General features: G+C 71.9%; 14 protein-coding genes and 1 tRNA gene. 3 read left to right on the forward strand and 12 right to left on the reverse strand.

Annotated elements, in window-relative coordinates:
* Positions 1-332: 332 nt before the first annotated feature.
* From ABD191_RS00830 to ABD191_RS00840, 3 genes are all read right to left on the reverse strand, one after another.
* Positions 333-1313 carry a ribose-phosphate diphosphokinase gene (locus ABD191_RS00830; protein ID WP_344075614.1) on the reverse strand — a complete coding sequence of 327 codons (981 nt, stop codon included), beginning with the start codon at positions 1311-1313 and terminating at the stop codon, positions 333-335.
* Positions 1314-1370: 57 nt separating this feature from the next.
* Entirely contained in the window at positions 1371-2909 is a 1539-nt protein-coding gene (glmU, locus tag ABD191_RS00835; RefSeq protein ID WP_425560617.1) for a bifunctional UDP-N-acetylglucosamine diphosphorylase/glucosamine-1-phosphate N-acetyltransferase GlmU, read from the reverse strand.
* A 74-nt stretch (positions 2910-2983) separates the two neighbouring features.
* Positions 2984-3055, reverse strand: a tRNA-Gln gene (locus tag ABD191_RS00840).
* Between the two features lie 250 nt (positions 3056-3305).
* On the opposite strand from ABD191_RS00840, the gene ABD191_RS00845 reads away from it, so the two are divergent.
* A complete protein-coding gene (locus ABD191_RS00845) occupies positions 3306-4295 on the forward strand; it encodes an acyl-CoA desaturase (RefSeq protein WP_344075618.1) in 990 nt (329 codons plus the stop codon).
* A 197-nt stretch (positions 4296-4492) separates the two neighbouring features.
* A complete protein-coding gene (locus ABD191_RS00850; protein WP_344076124.1) occupies positions 4493-5095 on the forward strand; it encodes a TetR family transcriptional regulator in 603 nt (200 codons plus the stop codon).
* 18 nt (positions 5096-5113) lie between these two features.
* Here the strand turns inward: ABD191_RS00850 and ABD191_RS00855 are convergent, their stop codons facing one another.
* From ABD191_RS00855 to ABD191_RS00895, 9 genes are all read right to left on the reverse strand, one after another.
* Positions 5114-5653 (reverse strand): DUF4383 domain-containing protein, encoded by a 540-nt coding sequence (locus tag ABD191_RS00855; RefSeq protein WP_344075619.1) that lies wholly within the window; start codon positions 5651-5653, stop codon positions 5114-5116.
* Between the two features lie 69 nt (positions 5654-5722).
* Entirely contained in the window at positions 5723-6157 is a 435-nt protein-coding gene (locus ABD191_RS00860; RefSeq protein WP_344075621.1) for a DUF4383 domain-containing protein, read from the reverse strand.
* A gap of 52 nt (positions 6158-6209) precedes the next feature.
* Entirely contained in the window at positions 6210-8006 is a 1797-nt protein-coding gene (locus ABD191_RS00865) for an ABC-F family ATP-binding cassette domain-containing protein (RefSeq protein WP_344075623.1), read from the reverse strand.
* Positions 8007-8018: 12 nt separating this feature from the next.
* Positions 8019-8969: a 4-(cytidine 5'-diphospho)-2-C-methyl-D-erythritol kinase gene (locus ABD191_RS00870; RefSeq protein WP_344075624.1), complete on the reverse strand. Its 951-nt coding sequence runs from the start codon at positions 8967-8969 to the stop codon at positions 8019-8021.
* Between the two features lie 22 nt (positions 8970-8991).
* Positions 8992-9867 (reverse strand): 16S rRNA (adenine(1518)-N(6)/adenine(1519)-N(6))-dimethyltransferase RsmA, encoded by an 876-nt coding sequence (gene rsmA, locus ABD191_RS00875; RefSeq protein WP_344075626.1) that lies wholly within the window; start codon positions 9865-9867, stop codon positions 8992-8994.
* 407 nt (positions 9868-10274) lie between these two features.
* Positions 10275-11594, reverse strand: coding sequence for a cytochrome P450 (locus tag ABD191_RS00880; RefSeq protein WP_344075628.1), 1320 nt, complete (start codon positions 11592-11594; stop codon positions 10275-10277).
* A complete protein-coding gene (locus ABD191_RS00885; RefSeq protein WP_344075630.1) occupies positions 11588-12448 on the reverse strand; it encodes a TatD family hydrolase in 861 nt (286 codons plus the stop codon). Before ABD191_RS00885 ends, ABD191_RS00880 begins: the two co-directional genes overlap by 7 nt.
* Before the next feature lie 13 nt (positions 12449-12461).
* The gene (locus ABD191_RS00890) at positions 12462-13442 is read right to left on the reverse strand and encodes a nucleoside triphosphate pyrophosphohydrolase (RefSeq protein ID WP_344075632.1); all 981 of its coding nucleotides are present in this window, start codon (positions 13440-13442) and stop codon (positions 12462-12464) included.
* A 4-nt stretch (positions 13443-13446) separates the two neighbouring features.
* Positions 13447-14205, reverse strand: coding sequence for a hypothetical protein (locus tag ABD191_RS00895; RefSeq protein ID WP_344075634.1), 759 nt, complete (start codon positions 14203-14205; stop codon positions 13447-13449).
* A gap of 156 nt (positions 14206-14361) precedes the next feature.
* On the opposite strand from ABD191_RS00895, the gene ABD191_RS00900 reads away from it, so the two are divergent.
* Positions 14362-15537, forward strand: a complete 1176-nt coding sequence (locus ABD191_RS00900; RefSeq protein WP_344075635.1) for a hypothetical protein — start codon at positions 14362-14364, stop codon at positions 15535-15537.
* Positions 15538-15581 lie beyond the last annotated feature (44 nt).

A 15581-nucleotide genomic window follows, 5' to 3' on the forward strand; every position in this document is an offset into this window, starting at 1 on the left:
GGCGAGGCGCCGCCGCCCACCGCTCGCCAATGTCGCGACTATGGCGAGGCGCCGCCGCCCACCGCTCGCCAAAAGCACGACTTTGGCGAGGCGCCGCCCCCCACCGCTCGCCAAAAGCACGACTATGGCGAGCCCCGACCCCGCCCACCCGACCAAAGACACGACTTTGGCGAGGCGCCGCCGACCACCGCTCGCCAAAAGCGTGACTATGGTCGACGCCCGAGAGGACCCCTCCCGCCAAAAGCATGACTTTGGCGCGTGCCAGCCCGAAAAGCCCGAAAAGCCCGCGCCCGCGCCCGTGCCCGCGCGTGCGGGGCGGGAGGGCGTGCTGGCTAGCTCAGGCCGCCGAAGAGGGTCGTTACCGAGCCGTCGTCGAAGACCTCGCGGATGGCGCGGGCCACCAGGGGCGCAATGCTCAGTACCGTGATCTTGTCGAGGCGCTTGTCGTCCGTGAGGGGCAACGTGTTCGTCACCACCAGCTCACTGATCTTGCTGGCGGACAGGCGCTCGGTGGCCGGGTCGGAAAGGACCGGGTGGGTGGAGGCGACGATCACGTCGGCGGCGCCGGCCTCGATGAGGACCTCGGCCGCGCTGCAGATGGTGCCACCCGTGTCGATCATGTCGTCGACGATGAGGCAGACCCGGTCCTCGACGTCGCCGACGACTCGGTTGGCGACGACCTGGTTGGGCTTGAGCGGGTCGCGGGTCTTGTGGATGAAGGCGAGCGGGGTGCCGCCGAGGCGGTCGGCCCACCGCTCCGCGACGCGTACCCGGCCGGAGTCGGGGGCCACGACGGTCATCTGGCGTCCGGCGTACTTGCCCTCGATGTACTCCGCGAGCGTGTCCATCGCGAACAGGTGGTCGACCGGGCCGTCGAAGAAGCCCTGGATCTGGGCGGTGTGCAGGTCGACCGTGAGGATGCGGTTCGCGCCGGCCGTCTTGAGCAGGTCCGCGACCAGCCGCGCGGAGATGGGCTCCCGGCCGCGGTGCTTCTTGTCCTGCCGGGCGTACGGGTAGAACGGCAGGACGACGGTGATGCGCTTCGCCGAGCCGCGCTTGAGCGCGTCCACCATGATCAGGGTTTCCATAATCCAGGTGTTGACCGGCGCGGCCATGGACTGGATGACGAACGCGTCCGACCCGCGTACGGAGTCCTTGTACCGGACGAAGATCTCTCCCGACGCGAACTCGTACGCCGCCGCCGGCGTGATCGCGACACCCAGCACCGAGCCGATCTCCTCGGCAAGCTCGGGGTACGCCCTTCCGGAGAAGAGCATCAGGGTCTTCCGGTTCTCCGCGACGATGTTGCCCATCCGGTTGCCCGCTCCCCCATCAGTGGTGGTGACCCCCGCCGGGGCCGCCCCAAGGATCTACTCGGTTGCAGTATCTCCCGGACCCTCCGGGGACCGCTCGCCGCCCGCCCCGGCGTGCCCCGCGACACTCTCACCAGCGGCGGCAGCGGCCGCGGCGGCCGAGCGGGTGCCCGGTCGCTTGCGCTCCACCCAGCCGTCGACGGTGCGCTGCGGGGTCCGCGCGACGCCCAGCGCTCCCGGCGGTACGGGCTTCACGACCGTGGTGCCCGCGCCCACGTACGCCCCGGCGCCCACCTCGACGGGGGCGACCAGGGTGGAGTCGCAGCCGATGAAGGCGCTCTCCCCGATGACCGTCTGGTGCTTGCGCACCCCGTCGTAGTTGGCGAAGATCACGCCCGCGCCGACGTTCGCGCCGGCGCCGACGGTCGCGTCACCCGCGTACGTCAGGTGGGGGATCTTGGCGCCCTCGCCCAGCGACGCGTTCTTGGTCTCGACGAACGTGCCGACCTTCGCCTTGCGGGCCAGCCGGGTGCCCGGCCGCAGGTAGGCGAACGGCCCCACGGACGCGCCGGGCCCCACCTCGGCGCCCAGCGCGTGCGACCGCACGACGGACGCGCCGTCGCCCACGGTCGTGTCGAGCAGCGTCGTGTCCGGCCCGACGAGCGCGCCCTCGCCGACGACCGTGGCGCCGCGCAGCTGGGTGTTCGGCTCGATCACCGCGTCCCGGCCCACGCTCACGGTCACGTCCACCCACGTGGTGGTCGGGTCGATCATGGTCACGCCGGAACGCATGAGGTCGCCGTTGATCCGGTCGCGCAGCAGCGCGCGCAGGGTAGCCAGCTCGGCGCGGTCGTTGGCGCCCAGCGCCTCGGTCGCGTCGGCCGCGCGGTGCGCGCCCACCGGGTGACCGGCGTCGACGAGGAGGCGGATCACGTCCGTCAGGTACTCCTCGCCCTGCGCGTTCTGGGTGTTCAGCTTCGTCAGGGCCACCCCGAGCAGCGCCGCGTCGAACACGTACACCCCGGCGTTGATCTCGACGATCGCCCGCTGGGCCGCGGTCGCGTCGCGCTCCTCGACGATCGCCTCGACCCCGCCGGCGGCGTCGCGCACGATGCGGCCCAGCCCGGTCGGGTCCGCGACCTCCGCGGTCAGCACCGTGGCTGCCGCGCCGCCGGCCTCGTGGGTCTCGATCAGGTTCACGAGCGTACGGGCACGCAGCAGCGGAACGTCGCCGTTGATGACGAGAACGGTGCCCGTCGCGGTGCCGGTCGCCTCCATGGCGACCCGCGCGGCGTGCCCGGTGCCGCGCTGCTGCGCTTGCAGCACGGTCGTGGCGTCCGGAGCGACCTCGGCGAGGTGGGCCCGCACCTGGTCGGCGCCGTGCCCGACGACGACGGCCGTGGTGCCCGCCCCGGCTGGTTCGGCAGCGGCGAGCACGTGGCCCAGCAGGGTACGGCCGAGCACCGGGTGCAGCACCTTGGGCAGCGACGACTTCATGCGCTTGCCCTCGCCCGCGGCAAGAACGATCACCGTACGTGTGCTGTTCACAGCCGCCCGCTCCCTCTGACCAGCGCCTGCCGGCGCACCTCGGCACATGCTAACCACGCCGGCGGGGGGCACCGACCCGACCGCCGGAGACCGGACAGCCAGCGGGAAAGATCGGGGAGAAGCTCGGCCGCTAGGACTCGAACCTAGAAAATCGCCTCCAAAGGGCGACGTGTTGCCAATTACACCACGGCCGATCGTGGGCCCCAGCCTAACGCCTTACCCGCCGCCGGCCCTACTCCCTTTCCCGGTGGGGGCACCGGATGAGGGCTTACTCAACCCCTTCCGGAAGAGTCGACCGGCCTTCGCCGGCTGGGCCAGGTGACCCCTTTCGGGGGGTCAAGAGAATTCGCTTGCACGCCTCTGAGCTGGCACCCCCTGTCAAAAGAGGCATGCCTAAGTTACGGTGACGTAGGCGTAAGTAACTTAGTTTCCCAGTGAGGTGCCATGACCGCCGCCGTCATCGACCCACCCGCGCCGGACGCGCCGGCCGGTCCGACTCCCAAGCCGCTGACCACGGGCAAGCAGCCCGTGGGCATCCTGATCGCGCTGTGGGCCTTCGTCCTGATCCCGTTCGTCGCCCTGGTCGCGGCCGTGCCCGTGATGTGGGGCTGGGGATTGAACTGGATCGACGTCGTCCTGTTCGCGGTGATGTATTTCATCGGCGGCCACGGGATCGGCGCGGGCTTCCACCGTCTGCTCACCCACGGGTCGTACAAGGCGAACCGCCCACTGAAGATCGCGATGGCGGTCGCCGGCTCGGTCGCGCTGGAGGGCGCGCCCACCCAGTGGGTCGCGGACCACCGGCGCCACCACCAGTTCAGCGACATGGAGGGCGACCCGCACTCGCCGTGGCGCTACGGGGAATCGTTCTGGGGGCTCACCAAGGGCCTGTTCTACTCGCACGTCGGCTGGCTGTTCCACCGCGAGATGTCGAACCAGGCGCGGTTCGCGCCCGACCTCGTGGCCGACAAGGACATCCGGATGGTCGACAAGCTGTTCGTGCCCATCGTGATCGCCTCGGTCGCGCTGCCCGCCGTCATCGGCGGCCTCGTGACGTGGTCCTGGGCCGGCGCCCTGTCCGCGTTCTTCTGGGCCAGCCTGGTGCGTATCGCGCTGCTGCACCACGTCACATGGTCGATCAACTCGGTCTGTCACGTGTACGGCGACCGGCCGTTCGACAGCCGCGACAAGGCCACCAACTTCTGGCCGCTGGCGATCCTGTCCTTCGGCGAGGCCTGGCACAACCTGCACCACGCCGACCCGACCTGCGCCCGCCACGGCGTGCTGCGCGGTCAGATCGACATGAACGCCCGCCTTATCTGGATCTTCGAGAAGCTCGGCTGGGCGACCAACGTCCGCTGGCCCAAGGTCGACCGGCTGTCCGCCAAGCTCATCGAGCCCGGCTCGGCAACCTTCGGCGGCAAGTCCTCCTAGCGACTGAGCAGCCACGGCACGCTTCCTGGCAGGATAGCCGCGTGACGGACAGTGAACGCGCGGTAAGTCGGCCGGAGCGACAGGGCGAGCCGGCAGCCGACGCCGGCACGGCAAGCACGCGCGCGGCGGGACGCACCACCGTCCCGCCGCGTGGCACGGCCCCCGCCCGCCCGGCCCCACCCAGCGGCAAGGTCCGCATGTCGTCGGCCCAGCGCCGCGAACAGCTGATCGCGATCGGCCGCCAGCTCTTCGCCGAGAAGGGCCTCGACGCCACCTCCGTCGAGGAGGTCGCCGCCCGGGCGAAGGTCTCCAAGCCCGTCGTCTACGAGCACTTCGGCGGCAAGGAGGGCCTCTACGCGGTCGTCGTCGACCGCGAGGTCCGCGCCCTTCTGGACCGCATCACGGCCGCGCTCACCGCCGGCCACCCCCGCGAACTCCTCGAGCAGGCCGCGCTCGCCCTGCTGGACTACATCGAGCAGGAGACGAACGGGTTCCGCGTCCTGGTCCGGGAGTCCCCGGTCGGCTCGTCGTCGGGCAACTTCGTCTCCGTCCTCAACGACGTCGCCCACCAGGTCGAGCACATCCTCGGCTCGGAGTTCAAATCCCGCGGATACGACCCGAAGCTCGCCGAGCTGTACTCCCAGGCGCTCGTCGGCATGGTGGCGCTCACCGGCCGCTGGTGGCTGGAGGTCCGCAAGCCGCGCAAGGAGACGGTCGCGGCGCACCTGGTGAACCTCGCCTGGAACGGCCTGTCCCACCTGGAGGCCAAGCCCAGCCTCCTCACGGTCCGCCCCCGCTAGTCTCCACAACCGGCAGCGTCAGGCGAAGCGGCTCGTGGAGCGTTCGGGATCCTTGGGCGGGCCGTGGAACTTCCACTTGTGGTCCGTGGGGTCGGGCGTTCCGTGCCGGAAGCCCTCCTCCATGGCCGCCTGCTCCGGCGTACCGACCTTGCCGTAGAGGCCGGCGGTGGCCATCACGCCGCCGATGATGAAGGACACGATGCACGTGGAGACGTCGAACCCGAGGAAGTTCACGTTCGTGCGCAGCAGCGTCAACATGATCATCCCGGCGAGCAGGAACACGACGCCGCCCGCCAGGTTGATCAGATGGTCCACGTTGCGGCCGATGAGCGCGCCCACCACGATCACCACGCCCACGATGATCGACAGCAGCGCGAAGGCCCTGTTGGTCTTGAGCCCCATCGCGTGAGGCAGGTCGTCCTGCGCGAAGAACGCCATGCCGGACGTCTTCGTGAACCCGACGATCCCGAAGATCAGCACGTAGAGGCCGGCCAGCCCCGCCAGCACCCGGTACAGCGGCCGCAGCGGGTGGTTCACCGGAAGATGTAGTACCGACATGGGCACCACTTTTCCACCAGCCCGGCGCCCCAAACGCCCTTTTTGCGGCTTATGCCCAGGCGTCCGGAGTTAGTGGGCGTCGGCGCGGGCACCCACGCGGCTGTAGAGGCCGGCGGTGAACAGGGCCAGGCCGATCACCAGCGAAACCACGCAGGTCGCCACGGAGAAGTTGAAGTAGTTCACGTCCGTACCCAGGAACGCGAGCGCGAGCATGCCGACGATCTGGAAGACCAGGCCGACCACGGAGTACACGTAGAAGTCGAGGTTGCGGCCGATCAGCGCGGAAAGCACGATGAGGGCGCCCACGGCGACCGACGCGTACGCGAAGGCGGGGTTGGTGGGCAGGCCCAGCGCCGTCGCGTCACCGGAGCGGTCGAAGGTCTCCGCCCCGGAGGTCTGCACGACGCCGATGATCCCGAAGACGAGCACGTACACGCCGCTGGCGAGCGCGAGCAGGCGGTAGAGCGGCCGCAGGTGGTGGTTGGTCGGCAGGTGCGACAGCATGACAACGTCCTTCGGGGTGAGAGGTCCGGGCGGGGTCAGGCAAGATTCTCGCCTACGCCCCTTCGACGCTCTCCGCGAGGGTCAGCCACCGCTCCTCGGTCTCGTCGCGCTCGTGCCGTACGGCGCGCAGCTCCGCGTCCAGCGCGGCCACCTTCTCGTAGTCGGTGGCGTGCGTGGCCAGTTGCTCGTGCAGCTGGGTTTCGCGCTGTTCGAGCTTGGCGACGGCGCGCTCCAGGCGTACGAGTTCCTTCTTCGCGGCCCGCAGGTCGGCCGCGGACAGCGACCCGGACGGCGCGGGGGACGCCGGGGACGGAGCGGGCGCCGGGGACCCGACCACCGGGGCGCCCGTGCGGGCCAGGTACTCGTCGATGCCGCCCGGCAGGTGCACGAGGCGGCCGTCGCCGAACATGCCGTAGACGGTGTCGCAGACGCGCTCGACGAGGTACCGGTCGTGGCTGGCGACGATCATCGTGCCGGGCCAGGAGTCGAGCAGGTCCTCCAGCGACGCCAGGGTGTCCGTGTCGAGGTCGTTGGTCGGCTCGTCGAGCAGCAGCACGTTCGGCTCGGTCGCGAGCAGGCGCAGCATCTGCAGCCGCCGCCGCTCGCCGCCCGACAGGTCCGACACGGGCGTCCACAGCCGCTTCTCGGTGAAGCCGAACACCTCGGCCAGCTGCGACGGGCTCAGCTCCTTGTCGCCCAGCCTGACCCGCGTCGCGACCTCTTCAACAGCCTGGAGTACGCGCAGGTGCCCCGGCAGTTCCCGCAACTCCTGCGACAGGAACGCCGGCCGCACCGTGGAGCCGCGCCGCACCTCGCCCGAGTCGGGCTCGCGGGTGCCCGCCAACAGCGACAGCAGCGTGGACTTGCCGGCGCCGTTGGCGCCCACCAGCCCGATCCGGTCGCCCGGCCCCACGATCCAGTCGACCTTGTCGAGCAGGGCCCGCGAGCCGATCGAGACGGACACGTCGCGCAGCTCGTACACGTCGCGGCCCAGCCGGGCCGTGGCGAGGCGCCGCAGCGACACGGCATCGCGCGGCTCCGGTACGTCGTCGATGAGCGCGTTGGCGGCCTCGATGCGGAAGCGGGGCTTCGAGGTGCGCGCCGGCGGGCCCCGGCGCAGCCAGGCGATCTCCTTGCGGAGCAGGTTCTGCCGGCGCGCCTCGGCGGCCGCCTCCAGCCGTACCCGTTCGGCGCGCGCCAGCGTCCAGGCGGCGAACCCGCCCTCGAACGCGCGGACCGTACCGTCGGCGACCTCCCACATGCGTTCGCACACCGCGTCGAGGAACCACCGGTCGTGGGTGACCACGATCAGGGCCCCGCGCCGGGTGCGCAGGTGGTCGGCGAGCCAGTCGATGCCGGCCACGTCGAGGTGGTTGGTGGGCTCGTCGAGCACGAGCAGGTCGCCCGCGCGCACCAGCAGCGCGGCGAGCCCGATGCGGCGCCGCTCGCCGCCGGACATCGGGCCCACGGGCGCGTCCAGGCCGATGTGCGCCATGCCGAGCCCCGACAGGACCGTACGCACGCCCGCGTCGCCGGCCCACTCGTGCTCGGCGGCGAACCCGGACGGCAGCCAGGCGGTACCCAGCACCACGTCGCGCACGGTCGCGGTCGGCGCCAGGTCCAGCGACTGCGGCAGGGCCGCGACCCGCAGGTCGCGCCGGTGGGTGACCCGACCCTCGTCCGGGTCCTCCGCCTTGGTGAGCAGGCGCAGGAGCGTGGACTTGCCGGCGCCGTTGAGGCCCACGACGCCGATCCGGTCGGCCTCATCGAGTCCCAGGGAGACGTCCGTGAGCAGCGGCAGGGCCGCGTACCCCTTGGACACGCGGTCGAAGCTGACGATGTTGGCCATGGGTCGGACGCCTCAGACCGGCCGGGCGCCGGCGACGGGCCCGTGGGCCACCCGGGCGTCGCGGCAGGTGCCGCTGGCGTTCAGCGCGGCGGCCACCGTGCCGGCGTGGGACGCGTCGCGCGCCAGGAACACGCAGGTGGGGCCGGAGCCGGAGACGAGGCCCGCCAGGGCGCCCGCCGCGTCCCCGGCCGCGAGGACGTCGCGCAGCGCGGGACGCAGCGACAGGGCGGCCGGCGCCATGTCGTTCTGCAGAGCTTTGGCGAGTACGGCTGGGTCGCGCTGGCGCAACGCCACCAGAATCTCGTCGGGCGCCCCGATGGGGTCGGGCGCTTCCCCGGCCTCGCGCATCTCGTCGAGGCGCTGGTAGACCGCCGGGGTCGACAGGCCGCCATCGGCGACGGCGACCACCCAGTGCCACTGGTGTCCGGAGGCGAGGATCGGCGTGACGGTCTCGCCCCGGCCGCTGCCCAGCGCGGTGCCGCCGAGCACGAGGAACGGCACGTCCGAGCCCAGGCTCGCCGCGATGTGCGCGAGTTCCTCGCGGCCCAGGCCGGTGCCCCACAGCGCGTCGCAGGCCACGAGCGCGGCGGCCGCGTCGGCGGAGCCGCCGGCCAGGCCGCCCGCGAGCGGGATCTGCTTGCGCAGGTGCAGGCGGGCGTGCGCCGGACGGGCCGTCGCCTCGGCGAGCGCCTTCGCGGCGCGGATCACCAGGTTGGTGTCGTCGAGGGCCAGCTCGCCGGCACCCTCGCCGTCCATGGTGAGCACGAGACTGTCGGCGGCACGCGCGCTCAGCTCGTCATGGATGGAGATCGCGTGATAGACGGTGGCCAACTCGTGGTAGCCGTCGGCACGCACGGGCCCCACGCCGAGATGCAGGTTGATCTTCGCGGGGACCCGGACCTTGACCGGCCCGAACGCCCCCAGGCGAGGCCGATCATCCTCACCCCAGAGCGGTTCGGTCACGAGTTGATCTCCCCGGCCACGGTCATGACTTCACCATACCGGCGGCCCGGCGGTCCGCCCCGGCGGCAGCCACGGCCGCGAACTGACCCACCGTGAGCTGCTCGCCCCGACTCGTGGGATCGACGCCGGCCGCCGTGAGGATCTCGGCCGCGGTGGCCGCGTCGCCGGCCCACGACGCCAGCGCGGAGCGCAGCATCTTGCGTCGCTGCGCGAACGCGGCGTCCACGACGGCGAACACCGCGTCGCGGTCGATGTCGGCCGGCGGTTCGCGCCGCGTGAACCGGACCAGGCCGGACTCGACGTTGGGTACCGGCCAGAACACGCTCGCGGGCACCTTGCCGGCGTGCCGGGCGGCCGCGTACCAGGCCAGCTTCACGCTGGGAATGCCGTACACCTTGCTGCCGGGCCCGGCGGTGAGCCGGTCGGCGACCTCCTGCTGCACCATCACGAGGCCGTGCCGCAACGTCGGCAGCTCGGCGAGCAGGTGCAGCACCACGGGGACGGCCACGTTGTAAGGCAGGTTCGCCACCAGCGCCGTGGGCGCCGGGTCGGCCAGCTCCGCCGCCGTGACCCGCAACGCGTCGCGATGGTGGGTGCTCAGCGCACTCGCGCGCGCCGGCGCGTACTCCTCGATGGTTTTCGGTAGTTGAGCCGCGAGCACGGGGTCGATCTCGACGGCGTGCAGGTGGGCGACCTCGGGCAGCAGCGCGAGGGTGAGCGAGCCAAGCCCCGGCCCGACCTCCACGACGACATCGTCGGGGCCGACCTCGGCGGCACGCACGATGCGACGCACCGTGTTCGGATCATGGACGAAGTTCTGCCCCAGCGTCTTCGTGGGGCTCACCCCTAGACGGCTGGCGAGCGCCCGGATCTCCGCCGGGCCGAGCAGGGCGGTCACCACCCCACGGTACGGGCTGCCGATCCCCGCGGTGGCGGTGCCCGGGCGTCACGGGCGACGGTCGACGACAACCAGGAGCTGGCGCCGACCCGGCCCTGTTCGCGATCGCCGGCCCGGATTCCCCCGCCGACGCCGCCCCACCCTTCGATCACTCTCGGTAACAAACCTCCCCTCAAGCATCCTGCCCTCACTCTCCCTTTGCTCTGCTTACTCATACGCATCGGCAACGCACCGTTATGTATCAGTAGGTAATCGTGCCGCTACATACCGAGATTTATAGAGCTGAGAGCGGGTGCTTACTCCGAGTAAGCAGAGCAAAGCGTGGGGGGTGGGATATGCCTACGGCGGCGGCGGTGCCGCTGTTACTCACGGAGAGTGTCGGAGACGCCGCTACTTGACGTAATGGCTCAGCGGCCCGTGGGGGTGACACGGACCCGCAGGCGGGACCTCGGGCGCAGCGTTGCCTCGCCGGCCGGTGGAACCAAGGTTGGCGACGGGTCGAGGCTGGGCAGGTCCACGCGGGGGACGATCGTGGCGAGGACCAGGGCTATCTCCGTCTCCGCGAAGCGGTTGCCGACGCACAGGCGCGGGCCGTCGCCGAACGGGAAATAATGACCCCGGCTGGGCTCGTCGGCGAAGCGGGCCGGACGGAACTCGTCGGGGGCGTCCCACCAGCGCGGGTCGCGGTGCACCACCCACGGGCTGACCAGCAGCGTGGCGCCGCGCGGGAGATCGTAGCCGCCCAGGCGAAGGTCGGCGCGCGGGCTGCGGTCGAACAGCCACGCGGGCGGATATAGCCGCAGCACCTCCTTCACCACGTGGCCCAGCAGGGGGACACGGGGCAGGTCCGCCATCGTCAGCGTGCCGTCACCCAGGTTGGCGCGCAACTGCTTCATCACGTCCGGGTGGGCGTCCAGGAGGTGCAACGCCCACGTCAGGGCCGCCGCGCTCGTCTCGTGGCCCGCGAAGAAGACCGTCATCAGCTCGTCGCGGATCTCCACATCGGATAGTGGCGCGCCCGTGTCCGCGTCGCGGGCCGCCAGCAGCATCGACAGCAGATCCGCGCCCGATCGCGCGGGCTCCGAGCGGCGGCGCGCGATGAGCGCGTACACCTGGGTGTTCAAGGTGTTGATGATCGCGCGGGCCCGACGGTTGCCCGCGGACGGCAACCACCGCGGCAGCGGGAAAGCGCGGCCCGTGGCCCAGTTGAGCGACGCGGCGAAGTCGTGGACGGCCGCGATGAGGCGCTCGTCCTCCGCCGGGCGCAGGTCGAACAGCGCCGCGCAGACGATGCGCAGCGTCAGGTCCGCCATCTCGGCCAGCAGATCCTGCTCGGAACCGGCCGGCCACGACTCGACCCGCTCGCGGGCCAACGCCACGATCGTGTCCGCCTGCGCGGCGACGCGCTGCGTGTGCAGAGCCGGCTGCATGACCCGGCGATGCCGGCGGTGCGCGGCGCCCTCCAGCGTCACCAGCCCGTCGCCGAGGTGCCAGCCGATCGACTGACGGGTGCGGCTGGACTTGCGGAACTCCGCCGCCCGGGTCACCAGCACCTCGTGGATCAAATCCGGCTCGGCCAGCAGGTACATCGACGCCGGGCCCATGCGCAGCCTCGTCAGTCCACCGTGGACGGCCGTGACGTCGCGCAGCACCTGGGGCATGTCACGGCGGACCTCGGGGAGGTTGCCCAGGAGCCAGTGGCCGGGCGGGGTGGGGGGCCTCACCATGGGCCGAAGATACGCTCCCCGTTGGCGGAGATGGCATCGCACAACTCGGTCAGGTCGACGCCCATCGCGGTCGCCAGCGACCGGACCGTGAGCGGCACCAGGTAGGAGTTGTTGGGGCGGCCCCGGTAGGGCATCGGGGTCAGGAACGGCGAGTCCGTCTCCACCAGGACCTGGTCCAGCGGGGTGACGTGCGCGGCCTCGCGCAGGCCGGCCGCGCTGGTGAACGTGACCGTGCCGGCGAAGCTCAGCGCGAACCCGCGCTTCACGCACTCCAGCGCGAAGGACGCGTCGCCCGAGAAGCAGTGCATGACCACGTGCTCCGGCGCGCCCTCGGAGTCGACGACCCGCAGGATGTCCGCGTGCGCGTCACGGTCGTGGATGACCAGAACCTTGTTGTACCGCTTGGCGATGGCGATGTGCGCGCGGAAGCTGCGCTCCTGCGCCTCGCGGCCATCCTCCCCGGTGCGGAAGTGGTCCAGCCCGGTCTCGCCGATCCCGCGCACGCGCGGGTCGGCGGCCATCGCCTCGATCTCGCGCAGCGCCTCGTCGAGCCGGTCGCCGAGCCGGGGCGCCTCGTTCGGGTGCAGCGCGACCGTGGCGAGCACGGCGCGGTTGCGGTGGGCCAGGTCGACGCCGTACCGGGAACTCGGCACGTCGCAGCCCACCTGCACGACGCGGGTGACGTTGACGGCCGCCGCCTCGGCGAGCCAATGATCCGGATCGCCGCCCACCAGATCGAGGTGCGTGTGGCTGTCGAGGACGGGCGCCGGCAAAGGTTCGGGGGCCGGGGGCGGGTCACCGCGCCGGCCGTGATCATTGCGCTGGCGCTTCTCGCTCGGGGAGAGACTGTTCATCGCTCCCAGCGTCTCACGCCGACTCGGCGGCCCGCGCATCGGCGATGTAGCGCAGGACCCGCTCCCGCAGCGCGCCCTCCGGGTCCAGGCCGGCGGCGTGCGCGGCCGCGACAAGGGCGAACAGCTGGTCGGCCAGCTCGTCCTCGGCGACCGGGCCGGCGGGCGGGCCGGCGACCGGGGCGGCGGGCGGCACGGGCAGGCCCGCCCGGGCGGCCCGCTGCAGCGCCTTGGCGGCCAGGGCCAGGGCCGGCTGGCCCAGCACGATGCCGTCCATGGCCGAGTCACGGGCCTTCTCGGCGCGCTTGATCTGTTCCCAGTTCTCGGTGATCTCGTCGACCGTTGACACCGCCTGTCCGGCGAAGACGTGCGGGTTGCGCCGGATCAGCTTGGCCACCAGGTCGCCGGCCAGGTCGTCGATCGACCAGGCGTGCTCGGCCTCCTGCGCCATCCGCGCGTGCAGCACCACCTGCAGCAGCACGTCGCCCAGCTCCTCGCGCAGCGCGTCCAGGTCGTCGGCCACGATCGAGTCGTACGCCTCGTACGCCTCCTCGAGCAGGTACTTGGCGAGGGTGCGGTGGGTCTGCTCGCGCTTCCACGGGTCGCCGCCCGGCGACACGAGCCGGTCCATCACCGCGACGACGTCGAGCAGGCGCGCGCCGGGCGGATCCCACGAGCCGTACATGAGCTCCAGCTCGGCCAGGCCCGGCTCGCGGGCGAGCCGCAGGCCCAGGGAGCGGCCGAGCGACTCGTCGCCGCCCGGGCCGGCCAGCCACACGGCGACGCCGTGCTCGGCGGCGGCGGCCAGCAGCGCGTCGACGGCCGCGTCGGGGGCGAGCACGGTCACCGTGACGCCCTGCGCGCGTACCGCATTGCTTTGATCATCGTCCGCGGCGGCGAAGGCCGGCGCGGACCGCAACAGGTCCCACGCGGGCGCGGTGAGCAGCCCGGCGGGCACCCGCGGCGAGGTGACGAGCAGAACGATCCGCGCGTTCACCGGATCACTGCGGCGGGGCCTCGGCCCCGTCGGGGGTGGCGGCTGCGGCGCTCGGCGCGGGGGTGACCGCGTTGAGTGCGGCCTCGCCGACCGTCACCGAGATCAGCGTCGCGCCGTTCTGCAGGCCGAATACCGGGAATTCCAGCGGGCGGTAGCGCGGGTTGACAGTCACGTCGGCGGCAGCGGCGGCCTCGGTGAGCACCCGGTTCTTGGCCAGCGCGGCGAGAACCTGCTGGTTGCTCGCCAGTTCGCCCTTGACCGCGTCGAACGGGGCCTGCGCGGGGTCGAAGGCGCCCTCGGCGACCGCCTTGTTGTAGAGCGCGAGCAGCTCCTCGTCGGTGGGCTTGAACCCCTCCGCGCCCTGGGCGCCCAACACGCAGCTCCAGACGCTGGCGCGGGCCTGGGCGTACGCGGTGTCGGCCGGCACGCCCTCCGCCTGCTCGATCTGCGCCGGGGTGATCGGGGTCGGCGTGAGGCCCTTGGCCTTGAGCTGCTCGCACACGCGTTGCAGCACGAGGGTCGTGACGACCTCGGTCCGCGAGACACGCGGCGCCTGCGGCGCCTCGACACCGGGGGACGCGGCGGGGGTGGCCGGCGCCTGCTTGGCGGCGATCTGGTCAAGGAGATCATCGACCTGAGCCTCGGTGATCCGGTCCGTGCCCACGTAGGCGGCCACGTCCGGCTGGCTGCGGCAACCCGCGAGAACCACCCCACCGAGCAGGACTACCCCGACTATTGGGGCCAGGCGACGCACATGCTGCATGGACGTCACTCTCTCATCCCGGCCCGGTCAGCCCGGCCGCGGGGGTGAGGCCGGCACCCTCCCGCCGGTAAACAAGACGATCGGCCGCTGGACTCGACGGCCAACACACGCCACCATGTTGCGACCACCGGACGTCTGACGAGCGGGGATTGAAGGATGAGCGAGTACTGGTTCGGGTCGCCCGGCACCGGGCTGCGGACCGCGCTGCCCGACCCGCGGCCGTTCCTCGCGCGCGTGCGCGCCGGGCTCTCGGAGTCCGAGACGGCGCTGGTCATACGCCAGCTCTACGGCCTGTGGCTGGTGGCCCTGCTGCTCAAGGCGCTGGGCTCCTCCTGGGACGTGTCGTGGCACTTCAAGTGGCTGCGCGACGACCTCGCCCCGCCGCACCTGATCAACGTCGTGGGCGACGTTGTCATGATCGGGCTGGTCGTCTTCCACACGGTCACCGGCTTCGGGGTGGACAAGCTGGCGCTGCGCCTCATGCAGGTCGGCAGCGCGGTCTTCCTCGTCTCCATCCCGATTGACGTGATCAACCACCGGGTCAACGGCCTGGACATCACGTCGTGGAGCTTCAGCCACTCCGGGCTCTACCTCGGCACCGCGCTGGCCATCGCGGGCGCCATCGTCGGCTGGACCCGGCACGCGACCGGCCAGCGCCGGCGCACCCTGGTCCTCGGCACGCTGTGGCTGTTCTTCCTGGAGAACGTGCTGTTCCCCAACCAGCAGCAGGAGTACGGCACCCTCGCGCTGAGCGCCTACCTGGACGGTCGCACCACCGCCGAGCCGAGCCTGCTCGCGTTCGCCGCGAACCAGCTCGGCGTGGCGGCTCTCGACGAGTCCAGCTTCCGCAGCTTCGCCCTGCCGATCGCCGACTGGGTGTACCTCGCCTGGGTGACAACGGCCGGCATGATCGTGCTCGTCATCGCCCGCCGGCAACTGGGCGTGCGCTGGGCGGCCACCGCGATCGCGGGCGCGTACGTGGCCTACCGCTGTGTGATGTTCGTGCTGCTCGCCGGCAGCGGGTTCACCCGCTCGATCGTGCCGTTCCTGCTGCTCGCCGGCGCGGTGGCCATCGACCTGGTCTGCGCGGCCGGCCTGCCCTGGGCGGTGGAAGGGCTGGTCGGCGCGGCCGTCGTGGCGACCGCCGTCTACGCCGGAGGCTGGGCGCAGGGCGAACTCATCGCGCTACCGCCGTCGACCTACGTGCTCGCCCCGGCCGCCGCCGGGGTGCTCGCCGTCGGCTGGCTCGCCGCCGCCGCCCTCCAGAAAGCCTGGGGTACCACCGAACGCGTACCCGCCACCGCACCCGCCGGACCGCCCCTGGCGGCATGACGTGGCGGCAGCCCGACAGCTCGCGGCCGCCGCCCTCACGTCCG

It is taken from the genome of Luedemannella helvata (assembly GCF_039528415.1).
In the GTDB taxonomy this organism is placed as follows: Bacteria; Actinomycetota; Actinomycetes; order Mycobacteriales; family Micromonosporaceae; genus Luedemannella; species Luedemannella helvata.